20 protein-coding genes and 1 riboswitch are annotated in these 19,845 nt (G+C 67.4%); of the genes, 6 read left to right on the top strand and 14 right to left on the bottom strand.

Annotation, left to right across the window (positions count from 1 at the left end):
• Window positions 1–49 precede the first annotated feature (49 nt).
• The gene (locus ACFFJ6_RS17705; RefSeq protein WP_378390195.1) at window positions 50–829 is read left to right on the top strand and encodes an MOSC domain-containing protein; all 780 of its coding nucleotides are present in this window, start codon (window positions 50–52) and stop codon (window positions 827–829) included.
• A 137-nt stretch (window positions 830–966) separates the two neighbouring features.
• Here the strand turns inward: ACFFJ6_RS17705 and ACFFJ6_RS17700 are convergent, their stop codons facing one another.
• The 3 genes from ACFFJ6_RS17700 to metX all read right to left on the bottom strand — a co-directional run bounded on the left by ACFFJ6_RS17700 (window position 967) and on the right by metX (window position 3,884).
• Window positions 967–1,734 (bottom strand): TIGR02594 family protein, encoded by a 768-nt coding sequence (locus ACFFJ6_RS17700; protein ID WP_378390193.1) that lies wholly within the window; start codon window positions 1,732–1,734, stop codon window positions 967–969.
• A 262-nt stretch (window positions 1,735–1,996) separates the two neighbouring features.
• The gene (metW, locus tag ACFFJ6_RS17695) at window positions 1,997–2,692 is read right to left on the bottom strand and encodes a methionine biosynthesis protein MetW (protein WP_378390191.1); all 696 of its coding nucleotides are present in this window, start codon (window positions 2,690–2,692) and stop codon (window positions 1,997–1,999) included.
• A gap of 1 nt (window position 2,693) precedes the next feature.
• Window positions 2,694–3,884, bottom strand: coding sequence for a homoserine O-acetyltransferase MetX (metX, locus tag ACFFJ6_RS17690; protein ID WP_378390189.1), 1,191 nt, complete (start codon window positions 3,882–3,884; stop codon window positions 2,694–2,696).
• A 100-nt stretch (window positions 3,885–3,984) separates the two neighbouring features.
• Window positions 3,985–4,064, bottom strand: a riboswitch (SAM riboswitch).
• 319 nt (window positions 4,065–4,383) lie between these two features.
• On the opposite strand from metX, the gene ACFFJ6_RS17685 reads away from it, so the two are divergent.
• From ACFFJ6_RS17685 to ACFFJ6_RS17675, 3 genes are read left to right on the top strand one after another with little or no spacing between them, the layout of a single operon-like run.
• The gene (locus ACFFJ6_RS17685) at window positions 4,384–5,232 is read left to right on the top strand and encodes a chorismate mutase (protein ID WP_378390186.1); all 849 of its coding nucleotides are present in this window, start codon (window positions 4,384–4,386) and stop codon (window positions 5,230–5,232) included.
• A gap of 39 nt (window positions 5,233–5,271) precedes the next feature.
• Window positions 5,272–6,369 carry a histidinol-phosphate transaminase gene (gene hisC, locus ACFFJ6_RS17680; RefSeq protein ID WP_378390184.1) on the top strand — a complete coding sequence of 366 codons (1,098 nt, stop codon included), beginning with the start codon at window positions 5,272–5,274 and terminating at the stop codon, window positions 6,367–6,369.
• Window positions 6,366–7,307: a prephenate/arogenate dehydrogenase family protein gene (locus ACFFJ6_RS17675; protein ID WP_378390182.1), complete on the top strand. Its 942-nt coding sequence runs from the start codon at window positions 6,366–6,368 to the stop codon at window positions 7,305–7,307. The genes hisC and ACFFJ6_RS17675 overlap by 4 nt, the downstream gene beginning before the upstream one ends.
• Window positions 7,308–7,532: 225 nt before the next feature.
• Here the strand turns inward: ACFFJ6_RS17675 and ACFFJ6_RS17670 are convergent, their stop codons facing one another.
• The 5 genes from ACFFJ6_RS17670 to ACFFJ6_RS17650 all read right to left on the bottom strand — a co-directional run bounded on the left by ACFFJ6_RS17670 (window position 7,533) and on the right by ACFFJ6_RS17650 (window position 11,817).
• Window positions 7,533–8,438: an alpha/beta fold hydrolase gene (locus ACFFJ6_RS17670; RefSeq protein WP_378390180.1), complete on the bottom strand. Its 906-nt coding sequence runs from the start codon at window positions 8,436–8,438 to the stop codon at window positions 7,533–7,535.
• Between the two features lie 159 nt (window positions 8,439–8,597).
• A complete protein-coding gene (gene purD / locus ACFFJ6_RS17665) occupies window positions 8,598–9,881 on the bottom strand; it encodes a phosphoribosylamine--glycine ligase (RefSeq protein WP_378390178.1) in 1,284 nt (427 codons plus the stop codon).
• Between the two features lie 93 nt (window positions 9,882–9,974).
• Entirely contained in the window at window positions 9,975–10,277 is a 303-nt protein-coding gene (locus ACFFJ6_RS17660; RefSeq protein ID WP_378390176.1) for a winged helix-turn-helix domain-containing protein, read from the bottom strand.
• Between the two features lie 2 nt (window positions 10,278–10,279).
• Window positions 10,280–10,831 (bottom strand): hypothetical protein, encoded by a 552-nt coding sequence (locus ACFFJ6_RS17655; RefSeq protein ID WP_378390174.1) that lies wholly within the window; start codon window positions 10,829–10,831, stop codon window positions 10,280–10,282.
• Window positions 10,828–11,817 carry an alpha/beta hydrolase gene (locus tag ACFFJ6_RS17650; RefSeq protein WP_378390172.1) on the bottom strand — a complete coding sequence of 330 codons (990 nt, stop codon included), beginning with the start codon at window positions 11,815–11,817 and terminating at the stop codon, window positions 10,828–10,830. Before ACFFJ6_RS17650 ends, ACFFJ6_RS17655 begins: the two co-directional genes overlap by 4 nt.
• A gap of 120 nt (window positions 11,818–11,937) precedes the next feature.
• On the opposite strand from ACFFJ6_RS17650, the gene xseA reads away from it, so the two are divergent.
• Complete coding sequence (gene xseA, locus ACFFJ6_RS17645) at window positions 11,938–13,560, top strand: exodeoxyribonuclease VII large subunit (protein WP_378390170.1); 1,623 nt, start codon at window positions 11,938–11,940, stop codon at window positions 13,558–13,560.
• Window positions 13,561–13,578: 18 nt separating this feature from the next.
• Here the strand turns inward: xseA and ACFFJ6_RS17640 are convergent, their stop codons facing one another.
• Window positions 13,579–14,409 (bottom strand): dienelactone hydrolase family protein, encoded by an 831-nt coding sequence (locus ACFFJ6_RS17640; protein ID WP_378390168.1) that lies wholly within the window; start codon window positions 14,407–14,409, stop codon window positions 13,579–13,581.
• Window positions 14,410–14,679: 270 nt separating this feature from the next.
• Here ACFFJ6_RS17640 and ACFFJ6_RS17635 point away from each other — a divergent pair, with 270 nt between their 5' ends.
• On the top strand, window positions 14,680–14,907 hold the full coding sequence (locus ACFFJ6_RS17635; RefSeq protein ID WP_378390165.1) for a DUF2093 domain-containing protein: 228 nt from the start codon (window positions 14,680–14,682) through the stop codon (window positions 14,905–14,907).
• Between the two features lie 3 nt (window positions 14,908–14,910).
• Here the strand turns inward: ACFFJ6_RS17635 and lpxK are convergent, their stop codons facing one another.
• Genes lpxK through ACFFJ6_RS17610 form a run of 5 tightly spaced genes read right to left on the bottom strand, consistent with a single transcriptional unit; the run spans window position 14,911 to window position 19,767 of the window.
• Window positions 14,911–15,930: a tetraacyldisaccharide 4'-kinase gene (lpxK, locus tag ACFFJ6_RS17630; protein ID WP_378390163.1), complete on the bottom strand. Its 1,020-nt coding sequence runs from the start codon at window positions 15,928–15,930 to the stop codon at window positions 14,911–14,913.
• Window positions 15,923–17,269 (bottom strand): 3-deoxy-D-manno-octulosonic acid transferase, encoded by a 1,347-nt coding sequence (locus tag ACFFJ6_RS17625; RefSeq protein ID WP_378390161.1) that lies wholly within the window; start codon window positions 17,267–17,269, stop codon window positions 15,923–15,925. The genes lpxK and ACFFJ6_RS17625 overlap by 8 nt, the downstream gene beginning before the upstream one ends.
• Before the next feature lie 16 nt (window positions 17,270–17,285).
• Window positions 17,286–17,531 (bottom strand): DUF4170 domain-containing protein, encoded by a 246-nt coding sequence (locus ACFFJ6_RS17620; protein ID WP_054165384.1) that lies wholly within the window; start codon window positions 17,529–17,531, stop codon window positions 17,286–17,288.
• 33 nt (window positions 17,532–17,564) lie between these two features.
• Window positions 17,565–18,383, bottom strand: a complete 819-nt coding sequence (locus tag ACFFJ6_RS17615; protein WP_378390160.1) for a 3'(2'),5'-bisphosphate nucleotidase CysQ — start codon at window positions 18,381–18,383, stop codon at window positions 17,565–17,567.
• The gene (locus ACFFJ6_RS17610) at window positions 18,370–19,767 is read right to left on the bottom strand and encodes a TldD/PmbA family protein (protein ID WP_378390157.1); all 1,398 of its coding nucleotides are present in this window, start codon (window positions 19,765–19,767) and stop codon (window positions 18,370–18,372) included. The genes ACFFJ6_RS17615 and ACFFJ6_RS17610 overlap by 14 nt, the downstream gene beginning before the upstream one ends.
• Between the last annotated feature and the right edge of the window lie 78 nt (window positions 19,768–19,845).

The raw sequence follows: 19,845 nt of genomic DNA, 5'->3' as shown, positions 1-19,845 counted from the left end.
ACAAATTCGTGCAGGTGACAGGGGCCGGCGGAATCCTCTAAACAGCGGCATGTCGATGCCAGCAGCGGTTTCCGCCATCTATCGCTACCCGGTCAAAGGCCTGTCGCCGGAGCCCTTGCCTCATGTCGCCCTGACGGTCGGCCAGACCCTCCCGGGTGACCGAGCCTTCGCCATCGAGAACGGCCCGATCGGCTTCGATCCGGCGGAACCGAAATACTTCCCCAAGATTCGCTTCCTGATGCTGATGCGCAACGAGCGGCTGGCCGCGCTGCGCACCCGCTATGAGGACAGCAGCCACGAGCTGACGATCGCCCGGGACGGCGCCGAATTGGTGCGGGGCAACCTGGCCACCGCCGACGGCCGCGCCGCGATCGAGCGTTTCTTCGCCGCCGAGTTCGCCGACGAACTGCGCGGCCCGCCCAGGGTGCTGGAAGGCCGCGGCCACAGTTTCTCGGACGTCGCCCGCAAGGTGGTGTCGATCATCAACCTGGCGAGCGTGACGGCGCTGGAGACGATGATCGGCCGCCCGGTCGATCCGCTGCGGTTTCGCGCCAACCTTTACGTCACCGGCTGGCCGGCCTGGGGCGAGTTCGACCTGATGGACCAGACGCTGGCGATCGGCAGTGCCCGCCTCAAGGTGGTCAAGCGCATCGTCCGCTGCGCCGCCACCAACGTCGACCCGCAGACTGCGGCGCGCGACATGTCGATCCCCGAAACGCTGCAGCAGAACCTTGGCCACGCCGATTGCGGCGTCTATGCCGAGGTGATCGAAGCCGGCGACCTCGCGCAGGGCGACGCGGTGCGGGTGGAGCAGGCGAAGCTGCTGTAGCAGACCCGCCCGTCATTGCGAGGAGCACCCGGACCGGCGCGTCGCGCCGTCCGAGTACAGGCTCCGCGACGAAGCAATCCAACGCAGTGCACGGTGCTGGATTGCTTCGCTTCGCTCGCAATGACGGATGAAGTATTTCAGCTCGACGGCATCACATAAGCGTAGATGCGGCTGCGCGAATAAACCGACTCGGCGACCCGGCGGCTGTGGTTGCCGGAGACGACGATCGGATTGCCATTCGGATCGATGCCGCTGACGATGCCGACATGGCCGCCGCGCTTGCCGCGCGACATCACCGCGATCGCGCCGACCTGCGGGCCGGAGATGCGCTGGCCGTAGCGGGCGAACGAGCTCGCCATGTCGGAGCCGGTGCCGCGATGGCCCGAACGCTCCAGCACCATGTTCATGAACCGCGCGCACCACAGCCGGCTGCGGCCGGTGGGGTTGCCGCCGATGTAGCGGCGCGCCTCGGCGACGAGGCTCGAGCCGCCACCACCGCCGCCATTCCAATTCTGCCACTGCGCCTGCTGCACATCCGGAGCCTGCCGCGCCGCGCGACGCTGCGCGCGCTGCTTCATCATCCGAGGCGCGCTCATCGCGTTGGGGTCGGCATAGGCCGCGGACTCGAAGCCCTGCGGCTGCTGATAAGCCTGGAAACCGAATTGCTGCTGATCGGCGAAGCCCTGCGGGACTGCAGCATTCGCGTGACGCCAGCCGCGGCTACGCTTGGTGTAGCGGTGATGACGGTAACCGCGATGTGACGTGTAGTCACCGTGATGCGCAGCATAGCCGTGATGACGGTGCGACGGCCGCGCGGATGCCGGACTCACCAGAGCGGTGATCGCCGCAACACCCAAAATCAGCGCCAGAACGCGACCCGCACGAAACGCAAGAAACTCAACCATTCAGACTCTCTCTCCATCGACACGCCGGTCGGTGAGAACCGGCGGGAGCGGTAAACAGAGCAGCGATGGCGAGAGAATGGCCGGTGCGGCAACGGGTGACAGATTCCGCGGTGATAAGAAGATTATTTCGTGGCAGCGGAACCTGCCGAAATTTCGCCTGATGAATTGACGGTCGTTAATTAGTTAATGAGACGCATATCACACAGGAAACTCGTTACATGCATCACACAAGCCGCCGATGCCGCATGGCGAAATAATCAGTTTACGGCGCGATGTAATCGGCCGGTGAGGCCGGAGGCTTCTTCTGCGCGCGACTGAGCAGGAAAACACCCTGCTCGCCGAACATATTCCAGAACCACCACGGCGCGTTGAGACGCAGCGGCCGGCCGTAGCGATCGAGCGCCACCGCGCGCTCCATCTTGACGTTGATCTCGTCGCACAGCACGACGAAATCCTTGATGGTGCAGAAGTGGATGTTCGGCGTGTCGTACCAGGTCGCCGGCAGATTCTCGGTGCGCGGCATCTGACCGTTGATCAACAGCTGCAGCCGCATGTTGATGTAGCCGAAATTCGGAAACGACACGATCGCGCGCCGGCCGATCCGCAGCAGATTTTCCAGCACGACGCGCGGCTGCCGCGTCGCTTGCAGCGTCTGCGACAGGATCACGTAGTCGAACGCATCGTCCACGTAGTTGTCGAGGTCGGTGTCGGCGTCGCCCTGCACCACCGCGAGTCCGCGCGCGACGCAGCGGTTGACGCCCTCGCGCGACAGCTCGATGCCGCGGCAATCGACGCCGCGGGATTCGAGGAGCTGCATCAGATCGCCTTCGCCGCAGCCGACGTCGAGCACCTTGGAGCCGGACTCCACCATGTCGGCGACCAGCAGATGGTCGGCGCGATGCACCCGCAGCATCGGCCGCTCGGGCGCGCCCAGCGGCAAATTCTCCTGCACCGTCATCTCAGTGTCCCCGGCCGAGCCCGCGCGCGGTGGCGGCCGATTGCAGGAAGGCGTGGGCGATGTCGATGAACTCCGGCTCGTCGAGCAGGAAGGCGTCGTGGCCCTTGTCGGTTTCGATCTCGGCGAACGACACCCGCGCGCCGCCGGCATTCAGCGCGTGCACGATGGCGCGCGACTCCGCCGTCGGAAACAGCCAGTCGGAGGTGAACGACACCACGCAGAACCGGGTCTGCGTGCCACGAAACGCCGCGGCCAGAACGCCGTCGTGATCGGCCGCAATATCGAAGTAATCCATCGCCCGGGTCAGATACAGATAGGAGTTGGCATCGAAGCGCTCGACGAAGGACGAGCCCTGGTAGCGCAGGTAGCTCTCGACCTGGAAGTCGGCGTCGAACGAGAAGGTGGGCAGTTCGCGATCCTGCATCCGCCGGCCGAACTTGCGATGCAGCGCGGCGTCGGACAAGTAAGTAATATGCGCCGCCATCCGCGCCACCGCGAGGCCGCGATGCGGATGCAGGCCGTTCTCGAAGTAACGGCCGTGCGCCCAGTCCGGATCGGCCATCACGGCCTGACGGCCGAGCTCGTGGAAAGCGATGTTCTGCGCCGAGTGCCGGGTCGCGCAGGCGATCGGCATCGCCGAGAACACCCGGTCCGGATAGGCCACGGTCCATTGCAGCACCTGCATGCCGCCCATCGAGCCGCCGACCACGCTGAACAATTTGTCGATGCCGAGCCGGTCGATCAGCATCGCCTGCGCCCGCACCATGTCGGGGATGGTGATCACCGGAAAATCCAGCCCCCACAGCCGTCCGGTGGCCGGATTGGTCGAGGCCGGGCCGGTCGAGCCCATACAGCTGCCGATCACGTTGGAGCAGATCACGAAGTAGCGCTCGGTATCGATCGGCTTGCCGGGGCCGACCAGCGTCAGCCAGCCGCCGGGCTTGCCGGTGATCGGGTGCACATTGGCGAGGTGCTGATCCATCGTCAGCGCGTGGCAGACCAGGATGGCGTTGCTCTTGTCGGCGTTCAGCGTGCCGTAGGTCTGGTAGGCGATCTGGAACGGCGCGAGGTCGACGCCGCAATCGAGCCGCAGCGGCTGATCGGGACCGAAATGGGCCACCAGCGAACTCGGATGGTCGGCCTCATGGGCGCGCTCGCCGGCGACCTGCCCTTTCGAATGAACATTCATCATACGCCTACCAACGACCTCGTTCCGGACACCTTCCCGGTCGGCCTCAGATAGTCACGGCAGGGTCAATAAAAAACCCGGCCTGAACATGGGTTCGGCCGGGATCACAATGTCCCCGGCCTGTTTAGCGAATTGTTTAACGTGGCTGCAAGCCGGCCGGCTCAAATGACCACGGGACGGGCGGACGATAGTCACAAAGCGGGAAGCCGTCAATATTCGGCCCTGCGACCGCCTCTTCACCCTCCCCTGGAGGGGGAGGGTCGGCGGGCCTCGCGAAGCGAGGCACGACGGGGTGGGGTGAGCCGCGGGCACGGTAGATGAACTCTTCGCCACCCCACCCCGCTCGCTGCGCGAGCGACCCTCCCCCTCCAGGGGAGGGTGATCCTCGCGGCCGGCGCCCTGCCGGAAGCCATATTCCCGACAGCCAAATTCCTTTGCCTTCAATCGTCTGGTTTCCTAAGCAGATGGTCGCACTGCCCCATCCGCCTGAAGGTTCTTCGCAATGACCAAGCCGCCCTCGCCGCCGTCGCTCAACGAGCTCCGCCAGGAGATCGACAGCATCGACGCGCAAGTGCACCAGCTGCTGATGCAGCGCGGCGAGATCATCGACCGGCTGATCGCGGTGAAGCAGACCCAGGAGGTCGGCTCGGCATTCCGGCCGGCGCGCGAGGCCGACATGATGCGGCGGCTGGTCGAGCGCCATAAGGGCATTTTGCCGCTCGACACCGTCGAGAGCATCTGGCGGGTGATCATCGCCACCTTCACCTATGTGCAGGCGCCGTTCTCGGTGCATGTCGACCAGTCGCTCGGCGAGTCGGCGATGCGCGATTCCGCCCGCTTCCATTTCGGCTTCACGGTGCCCTACGTGCCGCATTTCTCGGCCTCGGCGGCGGTCGAGGCGGTGGCCCGGTCCAAGGGAGATCTGGCGCTGGTGTCGGCGACGTCGGGCGCCACGCCGTGGTGGCTGGCGCTGGAAGCCGCCGGCGTCCCCAAGATCATCGCCCGGCTGCCGTTCATCGAGCGTGCCGACCACCCGGCGGCGCTGCCGGTCTTCGTGGTGTCACGGGTCGCCGACAGCGCCATGGTCACCGAGGTCGAGACCTGGAGCATCCGGGTATCGGGCTGGAACGCCGAGATCGCCCGCGCGATTTCGCCGCTGGCCGAGGTGGTGGCAGTCCCCGATACCGCTTTCGACGGAGCGGCGCTGCTGGCGTCGATTTCGGCACCCTGCAGCCTCGATCAGATCAAGGCTGCCCTGATCGCAGCGGGGGCCTCCCTCCGTTCGTCGGCTCTCGTCGGCAGCCACGCGAGGCGCTATACGGTGCCCCCGAGCGGCAAGCCGACACCCTGAGGGGCCGGTTTCAGGCCGCCCGACCATCCGGAGTTGACGATGTCCCGTCCCGTGCCGAAACCCGGCATCCTCGATATTGCGCCCTACACCCCCGGCAAGAGCCCGGTGCCCGAAGCCGGCCGCAAGGTGTTCAAGCTCTCGGCCAACGAAACGCCGTTCGGCCCCTCGCCGCACGCGATCGCGGCCTTCAAGAGCGCGGCGGACCATCTCGAGGACTATCCGGAAGGCACCTCGCGGATCCTGCGCGAAGCGATCGGCAAGGCCTACGGCCTCGACCCCGACCGCATCATCTGCGGCGCCGGCTCGGACGAGATCCTCAATTTGCTGGCTCACACCTATCTGGGCCCGGGCGACGAGGCGATCTCGTCGCAGCACGGCTTCCTGGTCTATCCGATCGCCACGCTGGCGAACGGCGCCACCAACGTGGTCGCCGAGGAGAAGGACCTGACCTGCGACGTCGACGCCATCCTCGCCAAGGTGTCGCCGCGCACCAAGCTGGTCTGGCTCGCCAACCCGAACAATCCGACCGGCACCTACATCCCGTTCGACGAGGTCAAGCGGCTGCGCGCGGGCCTGCCGTCGCATGTCGTGCTGGTGCTCGACGCCGCCTATGCGGACTACGTCTCGAAGAACGACTACGAGATCGGCATCGAGCTGGTCTCGACCACCGACAACACCGTGCTGACCCACACCTTCTCCAAGGTGCACGGGCTCGCGGCGCTGCGCATCGGCTGGATGTTCGGCCCGGAGAACATCGTCGACGCGGTCAACCGCATCCGCGGTCCGTTCAACACCTCGATCCCGTCGCAGCTCGCCGCCGTCGCGGCGATCCAGGACACCGCGCATGTCGACATGTCGCGCATCCACACCGAGAAGTGGCGCGACCGGCTGACCGAGGAGTTCACCGCGCTCGGCCTGACCGTGACGCCGAGCGTCTGCAACTTCGTGCTGATGCATTTCCCGACCACGCCGGGCAAGACCGCGGCCGAGGCCGACGCGTTCCTGACCAAGCGCGGCCTCGTGCTGCGCGCGCTGAACAACTACAAACTCCCGCACGCGCTGCGGATGACGATCGGCACTGACGAGGCCAACGAGCTGGTGATCGAAGCGCTGCGCGAATTCATGGGCAAGCCATGAGTTCTGCGCCGCTGTTTCGCAAGCTGGCGCTGATCGGCTTCGGCCTGATCGGCGGCTCGATCGCGCGCGGTGCGAAAGCGCTCGGCCTCGCCGGCGAAATCGTCGCCACCGCGCGCTCGCCGCAGACCCGCGCCCGCGTGCAGGAGCTCGGTATCGTCGACCGCGTGGTCGAGACCAATGCCGAGGCGGTCGACGGCGCCGATCTCGTGATCCTGTGCATTCCGGTCGGCGCCTGCGGCCCGGTCGCGCAGGAGATCGCACCGCATCTGGCCCCGGGCGCGATCGTCTCGGATGTCGGCTCGGTCAAGGGCGCGGTGCTGAAGGCGATGGCGCCGTACTTGCCCGAGAGCGTGCATTTCGTCCCCGCGCATCCGGTCGCCGGTACCGAGAATTCCGGCCCGGACTCCGGCTTCGCCGAACTGTTCGTCAATCGCTGGTGCATCCTGACGCCGCCCGAAGGCGCCAATGCCGATGCGGTCGACAAGCTCGGCGCGTTCTGGCGCGGGCTCGGTGCCAATGTCGAAGTGATGACCGCCGATCACCACGATCTGGTGCTCGCGGTGACCAGCCATCTGCCGCATCTGATCGCCTACACGATCGTCTCGACCGCCGAAGAGCTCGAAGGCGTGACGCAGTCGGAAGTACTGAAATTCTCCGCCGGCGGCTTCCGCGACTTCACCCGCATCGCGGCGTCCGATCCCACGATGTGGCGCGACGTGTTTCTGACCAACAAGGACGCGGTGCTCGAAATGCTCGGCGAATTCCAGGAAGACTTGTCGAAGCTGACCCGCGCGATCCGCCGCGGCGACGGCGACGCGCTGTTCGAGCACTTCACCCGCACCCGCGCGATCCGCCGCGGCATCGTCCAGATCGGCCAGGACGAAGCCGCCGCAGACTTCGGACGGCGCCCGAAGCAGCTCGGCGCGAAGGCGGAGTAGCCCGCGCGTAGCTACGGCTTTTCGGTTAGCTCGCGACAACATTACGGGCGTCATCCTTCGAGGCTCGCCGTCTTCGGCGAGCCTCGAAGGATGGCGCGTCACGCCCGCCGCCGAAGTGGCTTCGTAGCCCATCCTTCGAGGCTCGCTGCGCTCGCACCTCAGGATGACGCATCGCGCGTTGTGACGCCGCGATCGAGCCCGAAAAAAGTCGGCTCACAGTGTGGCCTACGCCCCGGCGAAAAACTTCAGCAACGCCGCCGCGGTCTGCTCTGGTGCTTCCTCCGTCAGGAAGTGACCGGAGTCGACGGCATGGCCCTGCACGTCTTTGGCCCACTTCTTCCATGTATCGAGCGGCGTCGCGGCCGATTGGGCGATGCCGGTGTCGCCCCACAGCGCCAGCATCGGGACGTCGATCTTGTTGCCCGCGTCGACATCCACCTTGTCGTGCTCGAAGTCGGCGAAGGCGCCGGCGCGGTAGTCTTCGCACATCGCGTGCAGCCGCATCGGATCGCGGAACGGCGCGAGATAGTGCTCGAGCGCGCGCGGATCGAAGCAGGATAGGTCCTTCTTCTTTGCCCAGCTCGCCAGCTTGTTCTTCAGAAAAAAGTCGGGCGCGGCGGCGATCAACGTCTCGGGCAGCGGCGCCGGCTGCGCCAGGAAGCTCCAGTGATACACCTTGAGGGCGTAGCGCCGGTCCATGCGCTGCCAGTATTCGTAGGTCGGCAGGATATCGAGCGTCGCCAGCTTGGTCAGCCGCCCCGGCTGATCCAGCGCCATCCGATAGCTGACGCGGCCGCCGCGATCGTGGCCGGCAAGCCCGAACCGGACATGGCCGAGCTGCTCCATCGCCTCGATCAGTTGCCGGGCCATCGCCCGCTTGGTGTAGGGCGTGTGCTCGGCGTCGCTCTCCGGCATGTCGGACCAGCCGTAGCCGGGCAGATCGGCGATGATCAGCTTGAACTTTTCCGCCAGCGCCGGCGCCACCCGGTGCCACATCACATGCGTTTCGGAGAAGCCGTGCAGCAGCAGCAGCGGCGGCCCGTCGCCGCCGGTGCGGGCGAAGATCCGGCCCGACGAGGTGTTGATCCACTCCGAGCCGAAGCCCGGAAACAAGTCGGCGAGATCGGGCATCGGCGGATACTCCTACGTTTCGTCATTGCGAGCCAACGGGTCGGCGCGAAGCGCCGCCCGATGACAGGCTCCGCGAAGCAATCCAGGAGCGCCGTGCACAAAGCTGGATTGCTTCGTCGCTTCGCTCCTCGCAATGACGGCGCCAGGCCGTCAACGCTCCTACTTCTTCCGGCGTTCCCGCGCCACCGCCTGCCAGCCGATGTCGCGGCGGCAGAAGCCTTCGGGCCAGTTGATGACGCCGATCGCCTCATAGGCGCGGCGCTGCGCTTCGGCGACGGTCTTGGCCGAGGCGGTGACGGCGAGCACGCGGCCGCCATTGGCGAGGATCCAGTCGCCCGACGCCATCGTGCCGGCGTGGAAAATCTGCACGCCGGAGATCTTCTCGGCGCGGTCGAGGCCGGCGATGCGGGTGCCCTTCTCGTAAGCGCCCGGATAGCCCTTCGCGGCCATCACCACGGTCAGCGCCGGCTCTTCGTACCAGCGCAGCGTGAAATGCTTGAGCTGGCCATCGACGCAGGCGAGCAGCGCCGGGACGATGTCGGACATCATCCGCATCATCAGCACCTGGCATTCCGGATCGCCGAAGCGGACGTTGTATTCGATCAGTTGCGGGCCTTCGTCGGTGATCATCAGGCCGGCGAACAGCACGCCCTTGAACGGCGCGCCCATCGCCTTCATGGCCTTCAGGGTCGGGTAGATGATCTGCTCCATCGCCTGCTTGCAGACCGCATCCGTCATCACCGGCGCCGGCGAATACGCACCCATGCCGCCGGTGTTCGGCCCCTTGTCGCCGTCATAGGCGCGCTTGTGGTCCTGCGCGGTGGCGAGCGGCAGCGCGTGCTCGCCGTCGCACAGCACGAAGAACGACGCCTCCTCGCCGATCAGGAAGTCCTCGACCACGACCTCGACGCCGGCATCGCCGAGCGCGCCGCCGAACATCATGTCGATCGCAGCTTCCGCCTCAGCCAGCGTCATCGCCACCACGACGCCCTTGCCGGCGGCGAGACCGTCCGCCTTGACGACGATCGGCGCGCCCTGCACGCGAATATAGGCCTTGGCGGCGGCGGAATCGCTGAAGCGCTCATAGGCGGCGGTGGGGATGTCGTGCGCCTTGCACAGATCCTTGGTGAAGCCCTTGGAGCCCTCGAGCTGGGCCGCCGCCTTGCTGGGTCCGAACGCCTTGATGCCGACCGCCGCGAGATCGTCGACAATGCCGGCGGCGAGCGGCGCCTCCGGCCCGACCACCACCAGCTCGATGTCCTTGTCCCTGCAGAACGCGATCACCGCCTGGTGGTCGGTGACGTCGAGCGGCACGCAGATCGCCTCGCGGGCGATGCCGGCATTGCCCGGCGCGCAGAACAGCTTGGTGACCAGCGGCGAGGCCGCGATCTTCCACGCCAGCGCGTGTTCGCGCCCGCCCGAACCGAGGAGGAGAATGTTCATTGCGCCGCCCGACCGTACCCGTGGATCCGAAGCCGGGGTGTAACACGCCTTCGATGCGGGGCAACGGCCCGCGGCGCGCATGTGGATATGTCGTTACCGGTCATGGCCGGCAGCGATAATCTCCTGCAGGGCCGCGACATGGCGGGCGAAGGCGGCGCGGCCGGCCCCCGTGGCGGTCACCGTCGTTTGCGGCTTCTTGCCGACGAAGGCCTTGTCGACCGCCACATAGCCGGCTTTCGCAAGCGTCTCGATATGGGCGCCGAGATTGCCGTCGGTCGCACCCGTGAGCTTCTTGAGCCGCGGGAATTCAAGCCCCTGCGCGGCGGGCAGCGCATTCAGCGCCGCCATGATCTTCAGCCGCAGCGGCTGGTGGATGATGTCGTCGAACTCGGCCATCGTCAGTCCCGGCGCATCCACAGGCCGCCGAGGATGAGGCCGCCGCCATTGACCAGGGCCATCCACAAGTCGAACCACGGTCCGACGTAGAAATAGCCGATGAGCGTCAGAATGATGATGCCGACGCCGATCACCACGAAGGCACGGCCGAACCACAGGCCGGCAATGCTGTAAACCGTCATGAAATAAATCGGCCAGAACACGCCGAGCTCACGCGGGCCGAAATGGCCGAGATAGCAATTGAGATAGCCGAACGCGAGGAAGAGCAGCAACGCCAGCGGAATCCGGGCATCGAAGCCGACGCCGCTGCGGCGGCGCGCCAGCATGCCGATCGCGAAGGTGCCGGCGACGCCAACGACGTTGACGGCGATCCAGACCCAGCCGGCGGCGCGCGGCCACGCATAGGAGGCGATGTAGCCGGCGATCACCAGCGCGCCCCATTGCATCAGGATCAGGCTGGTGAGGTCGTAGATCCGCGACTGGCGCACCTGCCGGACGATCGTCTCGATGTCCGACAGCGCCGCGGCGGCCTGTTTGGCGTCGATGCCGTTCATGTGCCGGCTCCGCCGCCGACGACGACATCGACGATGCTGGACAACGCCGACGGATCGGCGACGATGCCCATGTGATCGACGCCCGGCAGCAGCTTCACACGGACGCGCTCGCCCATCGTCGACTGGTAGTTCTCCGGCCGCATCAGTTCGTCGGCCGCGCCGGCCAGCACGGTGATCGGGCCGGTGGCGCCGGCGAGGTCGGTGCGAAAGTCGCGGCCCGGTCCGAACCCGGTCAGCAGCCGGAACGAATAGGTGGTGGTGACGTATTTTTCCGAGCCCGGCGGCACCGCGAAGGCGATCACTGGAAGCTGGTCGCAGCAGGCGAAGCCGACGCTCTGCAGCATCTGCAACGCCACGATGCGCGGCATGTCGGGCGCTGCCCAGCCGCCGCTTTGCGGCCGGTTGGTCGCCTCGCGATAGCCGAGATACGGCGCCAGCAGCACCGTGCGGGCGAGCGCGCGGCCGGTCGGCGAGCCCGCCATCCGCAGCGCGAAGCCGCCGCCGGAGGAGTGGCCGATCAGGACCAGCGGCGCGCCTGGACGGGCCGACTGCACCATCGCCAGGAGATCGGCAAAGTCGTCGGCGAGCTGTCCGCGATAGCCGATATCGCCGCGGGTGCCGGACCCGCCATGACCGCGGATATCCGGCGCGAAGGTTTCGATGCCGCGGGCCGCGAGTGCCTGCGCCAGCGCATGCACTGCGATGCTGGAGCCGGCCGAGCCGTGGACGACGATCGCCACCTCGCGGATGCCGTCGCGCTGCGGCTTGTAGCGACGGTAGGCCAGCTCGGTGCCGTCGCGGACCTGGAAGCGGGACAGCGCGGGCATCGCGCTGCGATCGACTGCGCGAGCGCCCTCGTCGATCGACGCCAAAGGCGGAGGCGCCGTGACCGGCACCGCGATCGCGGCCGCCAATGCGATCGCCGCGATACCGATTCCGGCCGAGACGAAGATCCCGATGCGAAGCATCGTCCGAACGACCGCCATGCTGGCCTCCCTGCCTGAATATAGAGAACTCTATACGACAGAGTAAATCGGTCAGCAAGGGTTGATTGGCGAGCGGAGCGCAAATCCCTAACTTGCCGGCGAACCAGGAACGCGAATCGCATGGCCCGACTGCTTGCCCCCGAAACCCTTGCCAATGTCGGCGAATTCACCGTCTCCGAGCTGTCGCAGGCGCTCAAGCGGACGGTCGAGGACACCTATGGGCACGTCCGGGTGCGCGGCGAGATTTCCGGGTTTCGCGGCGCGCATTCGTCCGGGCATTGCTATTTCGCCCTCAAGGACGAGAGCGCCAAGATCGAGGCGGTGATCTGGAAGGGCGTCGTCGGGCGGATGCGGTTCAAGCCGCAGGAGGGCCTCGAGGTCATCGCCACCGGCAAGCTGACCACCTACCCCGGCTCGTCGAAATATCAGATCGTGATCGAGGCGCTGGAGCCCGCCGGCGTCGGCGCGCTGATGGCGCTGATGGAAGAGCGCAAGCGCAAGCTCGGCGCCGAAGGGCTGTTCGACGAGGCGCGCAAGCAATTGCTGCCGTGGCTGCCCGAGGTGATCGGCGTCGTCACCTCGCCCACGGGAGCTGTGATCCGCGACATCCTGCACCGGCTCGAAGACCGCTTCCCGCGCCGCGTGCTGGTGTGGCCCGTCAAGGTGCAGGGCGAAGGCTCCGCCGAGCAGGTCGCGGCCGCGATCCGCGGCTTCAACGCGCTGCCGGAGGGCGGGAAGATCCCGCGCCCTGATCTCTTGATCGTCGCGCGCGGCGGCGGCTCGCTGGAAGATTTGTGGTCGTTCAACGAGGAGATCGTGGTCCGCGCTGCGGCCGAGAGCATGATCCCGTTGATCTCCGCGGTCGGCCACGAGACCGACGTCACGCTGATCGATTTCGCCGCCGACAAGCGCGCGCCGACGCCGACCGCCGCGGCCGAGATGGCGGTGCCGGTGCGCGCCGAGTTGTTCGTCGAGGTCGGCGGTTTCTCGCGCCGGATGATGCTGTGCTGGTCGCGCAGCCAGGACGCCCGTCGCAACGAACTGCGCGCCGCCGCCCGCGCGCTGCCAGCCGCCAACGAATTGCTGGCGGTGCCGCGGCAGCGGCTGGACGGCGCGTCGGCCGGGCTGCCGCGGGCGCTGCGCGCCAACACCCACGCGCATCACCGCCGCTTCGCTCAGGCGGCGGCAGGCATGACGCTGAAGGTTCTCCGCGCCCAGGTCGCACACAGCGCGCACCGCCTCAGCGTCAGCGGCCAACGCCTGCAGCACTGCACGCGCGCAGTGCTGCGGCATCGCCGCGACCGCTTTGACGGGCTGGCAATTCGGCTGCAGGCCTCCAAGCTCGCCAACGATCAGGCGCAGCGGATGCGGATCGCAGGCGAGCGCGAGCGGATGCTGCGACTCGGCGAGCGCGCCCGGCGGGCGCTGGCGACGCTGCTCGAGCGCCAGCGGGCCCGCGTCGATACCACCGGAAAACTGCTGACCGCGCTGTCCTATCGCGGCGTGCTGGCACGCGGCTTCGCGCTGGTGCGGGACGCGGAGGGACATGCCGTCCATGCCGCCGCGGCGGTGAGCGCCGGTGCCCGGCTCAGCGTCGAATTCGCCGACGGCCGGATCGGCGTCACCGCGGATGGCGGGGATGCCAGCGGCGAGGCGCTCAGGCCGTCCGCGCCCAAAGCCGCCTCTCACAAGGCGGCTCCGAAACGCGCGGCCAAACCGGCCGACCAAGGCTCGCTGTTCTGAAGTCGAAAGCGGCGGGCCTTAGCGCCCGAGCCAATGCGCGAGCCGCTTTTCGGCGTCGCTGCGCGCAGCGGGATCGAAGCCGAGATGGCCCTGCTCGGGCACTTCGGGATCGGCGGCGCTGGTGAGGTGCGGCTTGACGCCGTTCAGATCGAAATCGTGATATGCGCCGGGATAGACCACCAGCCGCGCCAGGGCGCTGCGGCCCTGCGCGCCATCCACCATGGTGCGGCAGGCGGAGGGTGAGGTGATGTCGTCATTGCCGCCGATCAGAACCAGCGTCGGCACCCGGGCGCTCCATCCCAGCCGGGCCGAAGTTCGGCAATCCGGATAGAATGCGACGGCCGAGCGAAACTCCGGCTCGCCCTTGGCGAGCGCCAGTTGCGGGCGGACCGCCCAGAGCAGCGCGGTGGCGCCGGTGTCCCAACCAACCAGGCCGATGCGCTGACGGTGAATCCAGGGCTGCTCGGCGAGCCAGTGCCGCGCCGCGCTGATATCCGCCAGCCGCTCCCGCCGCGCCGTGGCCCGACGCGTCTTGGCGTGACATTGCGGGCCGACATCGCGCGAGCCGTAACTGTCCGGCAGCAGCACCGCGTGGCCGGTCTTCAGCAATTGCTCGGCCCAATCGGCATAGCGCGGCCGGACCGCGACCGATTGGCTGCCGAGTCCGGCACAGCCGTGCAGCGCGATCACGGCCGGAAACGGGCCGTCGCCCTCGGGCTTGTAGAGCTGTGCACGCAGAACGCCGCCTGAGCGGGGGATCTCGACCGTTTCCGGAGCGGCCGGCGCCGCGATCGCGACATGGCCGGCGCAGACCCAGGCGGCGATCGACAGGAGGAGAGGCAGGCGCATCATCAGGGTTCCGGCAAAGCTCCAGACGTCGAAAGACCTGCCGAAGCGAAGATTATCATGTGGCGGTGCGCCCGAACCATCACAAGTCGGTGGCCGGATTGCAGTCTGCCGCGGTCGGCGGGTGTCGGATAGCAGGATGAGGCCGGGATGAGCGGCGGCGCTCGACCTCCGGGAGCGACACGATTTGGATTCGGGCCAAAATGGATTATGTGTCGCACGTTATCCGCGCGACCCGCTTCGCGCGAAAAGCCAGAATTCCAGGAGACAGCCGTGCTCAACAAATTTGGCCCATCGGGCTCGGGCGAAGCGCAGGTGCAGTATCTCGACGGTGATTTCCGCGTGATCTCGCCGGGCACCTATGTCCGCTGTGCCGTGACCGGGGTCCAGATTCCGCTCGACGAGCTGAAGTACTGGAGCGTGGACCTGAAGGAAGCCTACGCCACGCCGGCCGCGGTTCTGGAGCGCCACTTTCCGAACGCCGGGACGCTGAAATCCTGAAGCTCAGGCTCCGAGACGCCGGCGCGAATGGACCAGGTTGATCCGTTCGCGTAGCAGCGCGCGAAGCGGAGCGGCATTGTCGAACGCCAGCGTCACGGCGAATGGCACGATGGCGGCGCCGAACGATGTGGCCGCCGCACCGATCCGCGACAAATCCTTTTCGGTCGTCACCAGCGTCAGCCGCTCGCGGCGCGCCTGTTCGGCAAGGCGCGCGAGTTCGTGGGGCGTGAACGGATGATGATCCGGGAACGCCTGCTGCCTCGCGACGTCGACACCACTGGCGCGGAGCGTCGCAAAGAAACGCTCCGGATCGCCGATCCCCGCGAAGGCCGAGACGCGACGCCCCTTCAACGCTTCGATCGATCCGGCATCAGGCCGAAGCTGCGCACGCAGCACCGGACCGCCGCGTGCGGCGACCTGCGCCGCAATGCCGTTCGCGGCCTCCCCATCGCCGACAATGATCAGCGCGTCGGTGCGCGCGACCTGCAGCGGCAACGGCGCGCGCAACGGACCGGCGGGAAACACGCAGCCATTGCCGACGCCGCGGCGGCTGTCGATCACGATCAGCGACACATGCTTGATCAGCGCCGGATTCTGAAAGCCGTCGTCCATGACGATCACGCTCGCGCCCTGCGAGCGCGCCAGCGCCGCACCGTCGATGCGGTCGCGCGCGACCACCACCGGCACGCGGCTCGCCATCATCAGCGGCTCGTCGCCGACATCGGCGGCCGCGTGGCGCATCGGATCGACGCCGATCGGTCCCTGCAGCCGGCCGCCATATCCGCGGCTGAGCACCACCGGACGCTCGCCGAGTTCGCGCAGCAGATCGATCAGCGCCAGCGTGGTCGGCGTCTTGCCGGCGCCGCCGAGATGATAGTTGCCGACGCAAATCACCGGCACGCCGGCTTCGCGGCCAGCCTTCTGCATACGGCTCGAGGTGATTTCGCCATACACCGCGCCGAGCGGCAGCAGCAGGCGGGACAGCAAAGACGGAGGCCGGTGCCAGAAGGCCGGCTCACGCATTGGCTGCGCCCTGCTCGATCTGCAATTGCAGCAGATAAGGCTCCAACGCCGAGATGGTGCGGTCCAGCGCCCCCCCCAGCCGCTCGACCACCCGGTTCGCGGCGTCGATCGACGCCTGGCGCGCCGGCGCGTCCGACAGCAGGTGGCCGAAGCGCCGCACCAGCGCGTCGACATCCGGCGCCATGAACGCGCCGTGGGCATCGTCGAGTTCGCGATACACCTCGTTGAAATTCGCCACGTGCGGCCCGTGCACGATCGAGGCACCGAGCTTGACGGCTTCGATCGGATTCTGGCCGCCGTGCTCGATCAGCGAGCCGCCCATGAACACGATCGGCGCCAGCCGGTAGAACAGGCCGAGCTCGCCCATCGTGTCCGCCACATAGATCGCTGTCGCCGCCGTCGGGAGCTGCTCGCGCGACCGCAGCGCCGGCTGCAGCCCGGCGGCCTGGACCAGATTCGCCACCTGCTCGCCGCGATGCGGATGCCGCGGCACGATCACCGTGAGCAGCGTCGGAAACACACCGGCCAGCGTGCGATGCACGTCGAGCAGGATCTCCTCTTCGCCCGGATGCGTCGAGGCGGCGACAATCACCGGGCGCCCGCGCGTCACCGCCATCAGCCGTTCCAGCCGCGCCGGATCGCCGGGCGGCGGATCGACGTCCATCTTAAGATTGCCGGTGGTGACGACATTGGGGCTGCCGAGCGCCGAGAAGCGCTCCGCATCCATCTGCGACTGCGCGAGGCAGATATCGAACTTGCCGAGCAGCGTGCCGATCGTCGCCGAGGCGCGCTGCCAGCGCGGGAACGAGCGCGGCGACATCCGGCCGTTGATCAGCACCATCGGCAACCGCCGCGCGGCCGCGCCGAGGATCAGGTTCGGCCACAGATCCGATTCGATGAAAAGCCCGAGCGACGGCTGCCAGTGATCGAGAAAGCGATCGACGAAGCGCGGCGCGTCGTAGGGAATGAACTGATGGATGATGTCGGGCGGAAACCGCTTGGCCACCACCGCCGCCGACGTCACCGTGCCCGAGGTCAGCAGGATCCGCAGGTTGAGCGCCCGCAGCCGCTCGATCAGACCGGCGGCGGCCAGCACCTCACCGACGCTGGCGCCGTGGATCCAGACCAGCGGCCCGTGCGGCCGCACATGCGCGGCGACGCCGCGGCGCTCGTCGACCCGCGCCGGCTCTTCCTTGCCCTGCTTGAGCCGCCGCCTGATCAGCAGTGGCGCAAGCGGAGCGATACCCGCGGTCAACGTCTGATAGACGCGCAGCGTCATCGGCAACGGATCGGCCAGCAACGGCCCCGCCTGCCACCGCGGAGGTGACGCGCTCGTCATCGCAAAGCAAGCCTCGTCAATGCGCCGGCTTCGCGTCCTGGCCGGGATCCAGCAGGCGATGGAGGTGCACGATGAAATAGCGCATGTGGGCGTTGTCGACCGTCTGATGGGCCTTGGCCTTCCACGCAGCGAAGGCGGACGCGTAGCTCGGATACACCCCGACGATGTCCACCTTGTCGAGGTCGCGGAAGGTGACGTTCTCGAGATCCTCCAACTCGCCTCCGATTACGAGGTGGAGCAACTGCTGCGCATTGTCGGGCATCAAACTTCCTCAGCGGCAAACGGCGAAAGCGGGTCAGCTCCCAGGACGAATGCGGAAATGCTCGACAATTCGAGCATGACGATCGCGTCCGGCGGCCAGCAGCACCCCGTGCGTGACCTCCGGACGGTTGTAAACGATGGGTTCGCCCGCGAGACTGGTTAGTTTACCATTCGCTTCGTGAACGATCAAATCGGCCGCCGCCAGGTCCCAGTCCCGGCTTTGCCCGCCCGCGAAAGCGACGTCAAGGCGATCATCGGCCACACCACACAGCCGCAGCGCCAGTGAGCCGATCCGCGGAAGAATCTGCGCGCCGGCCGGCAGCCTCAACCGCTCGATCAGCGGCTTCGGGCCCGCGACCCGGGCAGTCTCCAGCTCCACGCCGAGGCTGGCGCGAATCGCGGCGCCGTTGAGCGTGGCGCCCTCGCCGCGCACCGCGAAGTAGAAGTCGTCGGTCACCGGCGCGAACACCGCGGCCAGGACGGGAGACTCGTTTTCGACCAAGGCGGCCGAGACGCACCAGTCGCTACGCCCGGCAAGATACGAGCGCGTGCCGTCGATCGGATCGATGATCCACACCCGGTGCCGGCCCAGCCGCGCCGGATCGTCGGCGCTTTCTTCCGACAACCAGCCGTAATCCGGCACGGCCGATTGCAGCCGGTCGCGGATCAGATCGTTGACGGCGATGTCCGCCTCCGACACTGGCGAGGAGCCGCCCTTCGTCCAGTTCCGCACATCCTTGCCGAACATCGACAGCGCCAGCGCGCCCGCTTCCCGAACCGTATCGGCCAGCAGCGCGGCATCGCGCGAGGTCACCTCGGCATCGTGTCCGATATCGGGACTAGCGTCCGGCAATCGTCAGCCCCTCGATCCGCAGCGTCGGTGCGTTGACGCCGTAGCGGAAGGTGAGATCGTTCGCCGGCGTCAGCGTCTTGTAGATCTCGAATAGATGGCCCGCGATGGTGACTTCGCTGACTGCGTAGGTGCACTCGCCGTTCTCGATCCAGAAACCGGCGGCGCCGCGGCTGTAGTCACCGGTGACGCCGTTGACGCCCGACCCGATCAGGTCGGTGATGTAGAACCCCTGCTTGATATCGCTCATCAGTTCGGCCGGGCTGAGCGTGCCGGCTTCGAGATGCACGTTGTAGGAGCCCGGCGACGGCGACGACGACACGCCGCGATGCGCATGGCCGGTGGTGCTGAGACCGAGTTCGCGGGCGGTGGCGCAATCGAGCAGCCAGGACGTCAGCACGCCGTCGTCGACCACCGCGAGCGGCTTCACCGCGACGCCTTCGGCGTCGAACGGCTGCGAGCGCAGCCCGCGCTTGCGCAGCGGATCGTCGACGATGCGGATGCCGTCGCGGAACAGCTTGTCGCCGAGCCGGTCCTTCAGGAACGAGGTCTTGCGTGCGATCGAGGCGCCGTTGATCGCACCGATGAGATGGCCGACCAGCGAGCCGGCGACGCGCGGATCGAAGATCACCGGCACCTTGCAGGTTTCGACCTTGCGCGGATTGAGCCGCGCCGCAGCGCGCTCACCGGCGATCCGGCCGACCGTTTCGGGCGACATCAGATCCTCGGCATGCGGCGCCGTGGTGTATTCGTAGTCGCGCTCCATGCCGGTGCCTTCGCCGGCGATCGCCGTCATCGACACGCCCTGGCTCGAGCGCAGATAGGCGCCGTGAAATCCGGTCGAGGTCACCAGCACCATCCCGCCGATGCCCGACGACGCCGAGGCGCCACCCGACTTGGCAACGCCCTTCACCGCCATCGCAGCTTCTTCGGCCGCGCGTGCACGGCGCTCGAGTTCGGCCGTCGAGGGCACCTGCGGATCGAGCATGTCGAGCTGCGGGAAATCACGAGCGAGCAGCGACGGATCGGCCAGCCCGACATATTTGTCGTCCGGCGCAACGCGGGCCATCGCTACCGCGCGCTCGGCGAGCTTGGAGACGCCATCGCCCGTGATGTCGTTCGTGGATACCACCGCCTGACGGCGACCGACCAGCACGCGCAGGCCCACATCGTCGCCTTCGGACCGTTCGGATTCCTGCATCCGTCCGTCGCGTAGTTCGACGCCGTGCGAGACGCCGCGCACTGCAACGGCATCGGCCTGATCGGCGCCGGCGCGTAGCGCGGCCTCGACCAGTCGCTGTGCGAGTTCGCTCAGCGCCGACTGATCGAACAGAGCTTGATCCGCAGATGTGGATGAGGACGGTGCCGCGCCTGGTGAAGAGTTCACAAACAGATTCCTGAAGGCTGAAAGCGTGGAGCGCAGGCCTCCGGATCGAGGCCTCGGACAGCAGAGATGTGCCTATTC

Origin of the sequence: Rhodopseudomonas telluris (assembly GCF_042432815.1) — a bacterium.
GTDB classification, from domain to species: domain Bacteria; phylum Pseudomonadota; class Alphaproteobacteria; order Rhizobiales; family Xanthobacteraceae; genus Rhodopseudomonas; species Rhodopseudomonas telluris.
This window is presented reverse-complemented; position numbering and strand designations above follow the sequence as displayed.

Bases quoted from the DNA above. Each gene is read 5' to 3' on its own strand.
- ACFFJ6_RS17640 (WP_378390168.1), bottom strand. From the start codon at position 14,409: ATGCGCCTGCCTCTCCTCCTGTCGATCGCCGCCTGGGTCTGCGCCGGC.
- hisC (WP_378390184.1), top strand. From the start codon at position 5,272: ATGTCCCGTCCCGTGCCGAAACCCGGCATCCTCGATATTGCGCCCTAC.
- metX (WP_378390189.1), bottom strand. From the start codon at position 3,884: ATGATGAATGTTCATTCGAAAGGGCAGGTCGCCGGCGAGCGCGCCCAT.
- ACFFJ6_RS17700 (WP_378390193.1), bottom strand. From the start codon at position 1,734: ATGGTTGAGTTTCTTGCGTTTCGTGCGGGTCGCGTTCTGGCGCTGATT.
- ACFFJ6_RS17620 (WP_054165384.1), bottom strand. From the start codon at position 17,531: ATGCCCGACAATGCGCAGCAGTTGCTCCACCTCGTAATCGGAGGCGAG.
- ACFFJ6_RS17685 (WP_378390186.1), top strand. From the start codon at position 4,384: ATGACCAAGCCGCCCTCGCCGCCGTCGCTCAACGAGCTCCGCCAGGAG.
- ACFFJ6_RS17660 (WP_378390176.1), bottom strand. From the start codon at position 10,277: ATGGCCGAGTTCGACGACATCATCCACCAGCCGCTGCGGCTGAAGATC.
- ACFFJ6_RS17675 (WP_378390182.1), top strand. From the start codon at position 6,366: ATGAGTTCTGCGCCGCTGTTTCGCAAGCTGGCGCTGATCGGCTTCGGC.
- purD (WP_378390178.1), bottom strand. From the start codon at position 9,881: ATGAACATTCTCCTCCTCGGTTCGGGCGGGCGCGAACACGCGCTGGCG.
- ACFFJ6_RS17705 (WP_378390195.1), top strand. From the start codon at position 50: ATGTCGATGCCAGCAGCGGTTTCCGCCATCTATCGCTACCCGGTCAAA.
- ACFFJ6_RS17670 (WP_378390180.1), bottom strand. From the start codon at position 8,438: ATGCCCGATCTCGCCGACTTGTTTCCGGGCTTCGGCTCGGAGTGGATC.
- ACFFJ6_RS17650 (WP_378390172.1), bottom strand. From the start codon at position 11,817: ATGGCGGTCGTTCGGACGATGCTTCGCATCGGGATCTTCGTCTCGGCC.
- lpxK (WP_378390163.1), bottom strand. From the start codon at position 15,930: ATGCGTGAGCCGGCCTTCTGGCACCGGCCTCCGTCTTTGCTGTCCCGC.
- metW (WP_378390191.1), bottom strand. From the start codon at position 2,692: ATGACGGTGCAGGAGAATTTGCCGCTGGGCGCGCCCGAGCGGCCGATG.
- xseA (WP_378390170.1), top strand. From the start codon at position 11,938: ATGGCCCGACTGCTTGCCCCCGAAACCCTTGCCAATGTCGGCGAATTC.
- ACFFJ6_RS17625 (WP_378390161.1), bottom strand. From the start codon at position 17,269: ATGACGAGCGCGTCACCTCCGCGGTGGCAGGCGGGGCCGTTGCTGGCC.
- ACFFJ6_RS17655 (WP_378390174.1), bottom strand. From the start codon at position 10,831: ATGAACGGCATCGACGCCAAACAGGCCGCCGCGGCGCTGTCGGACATC.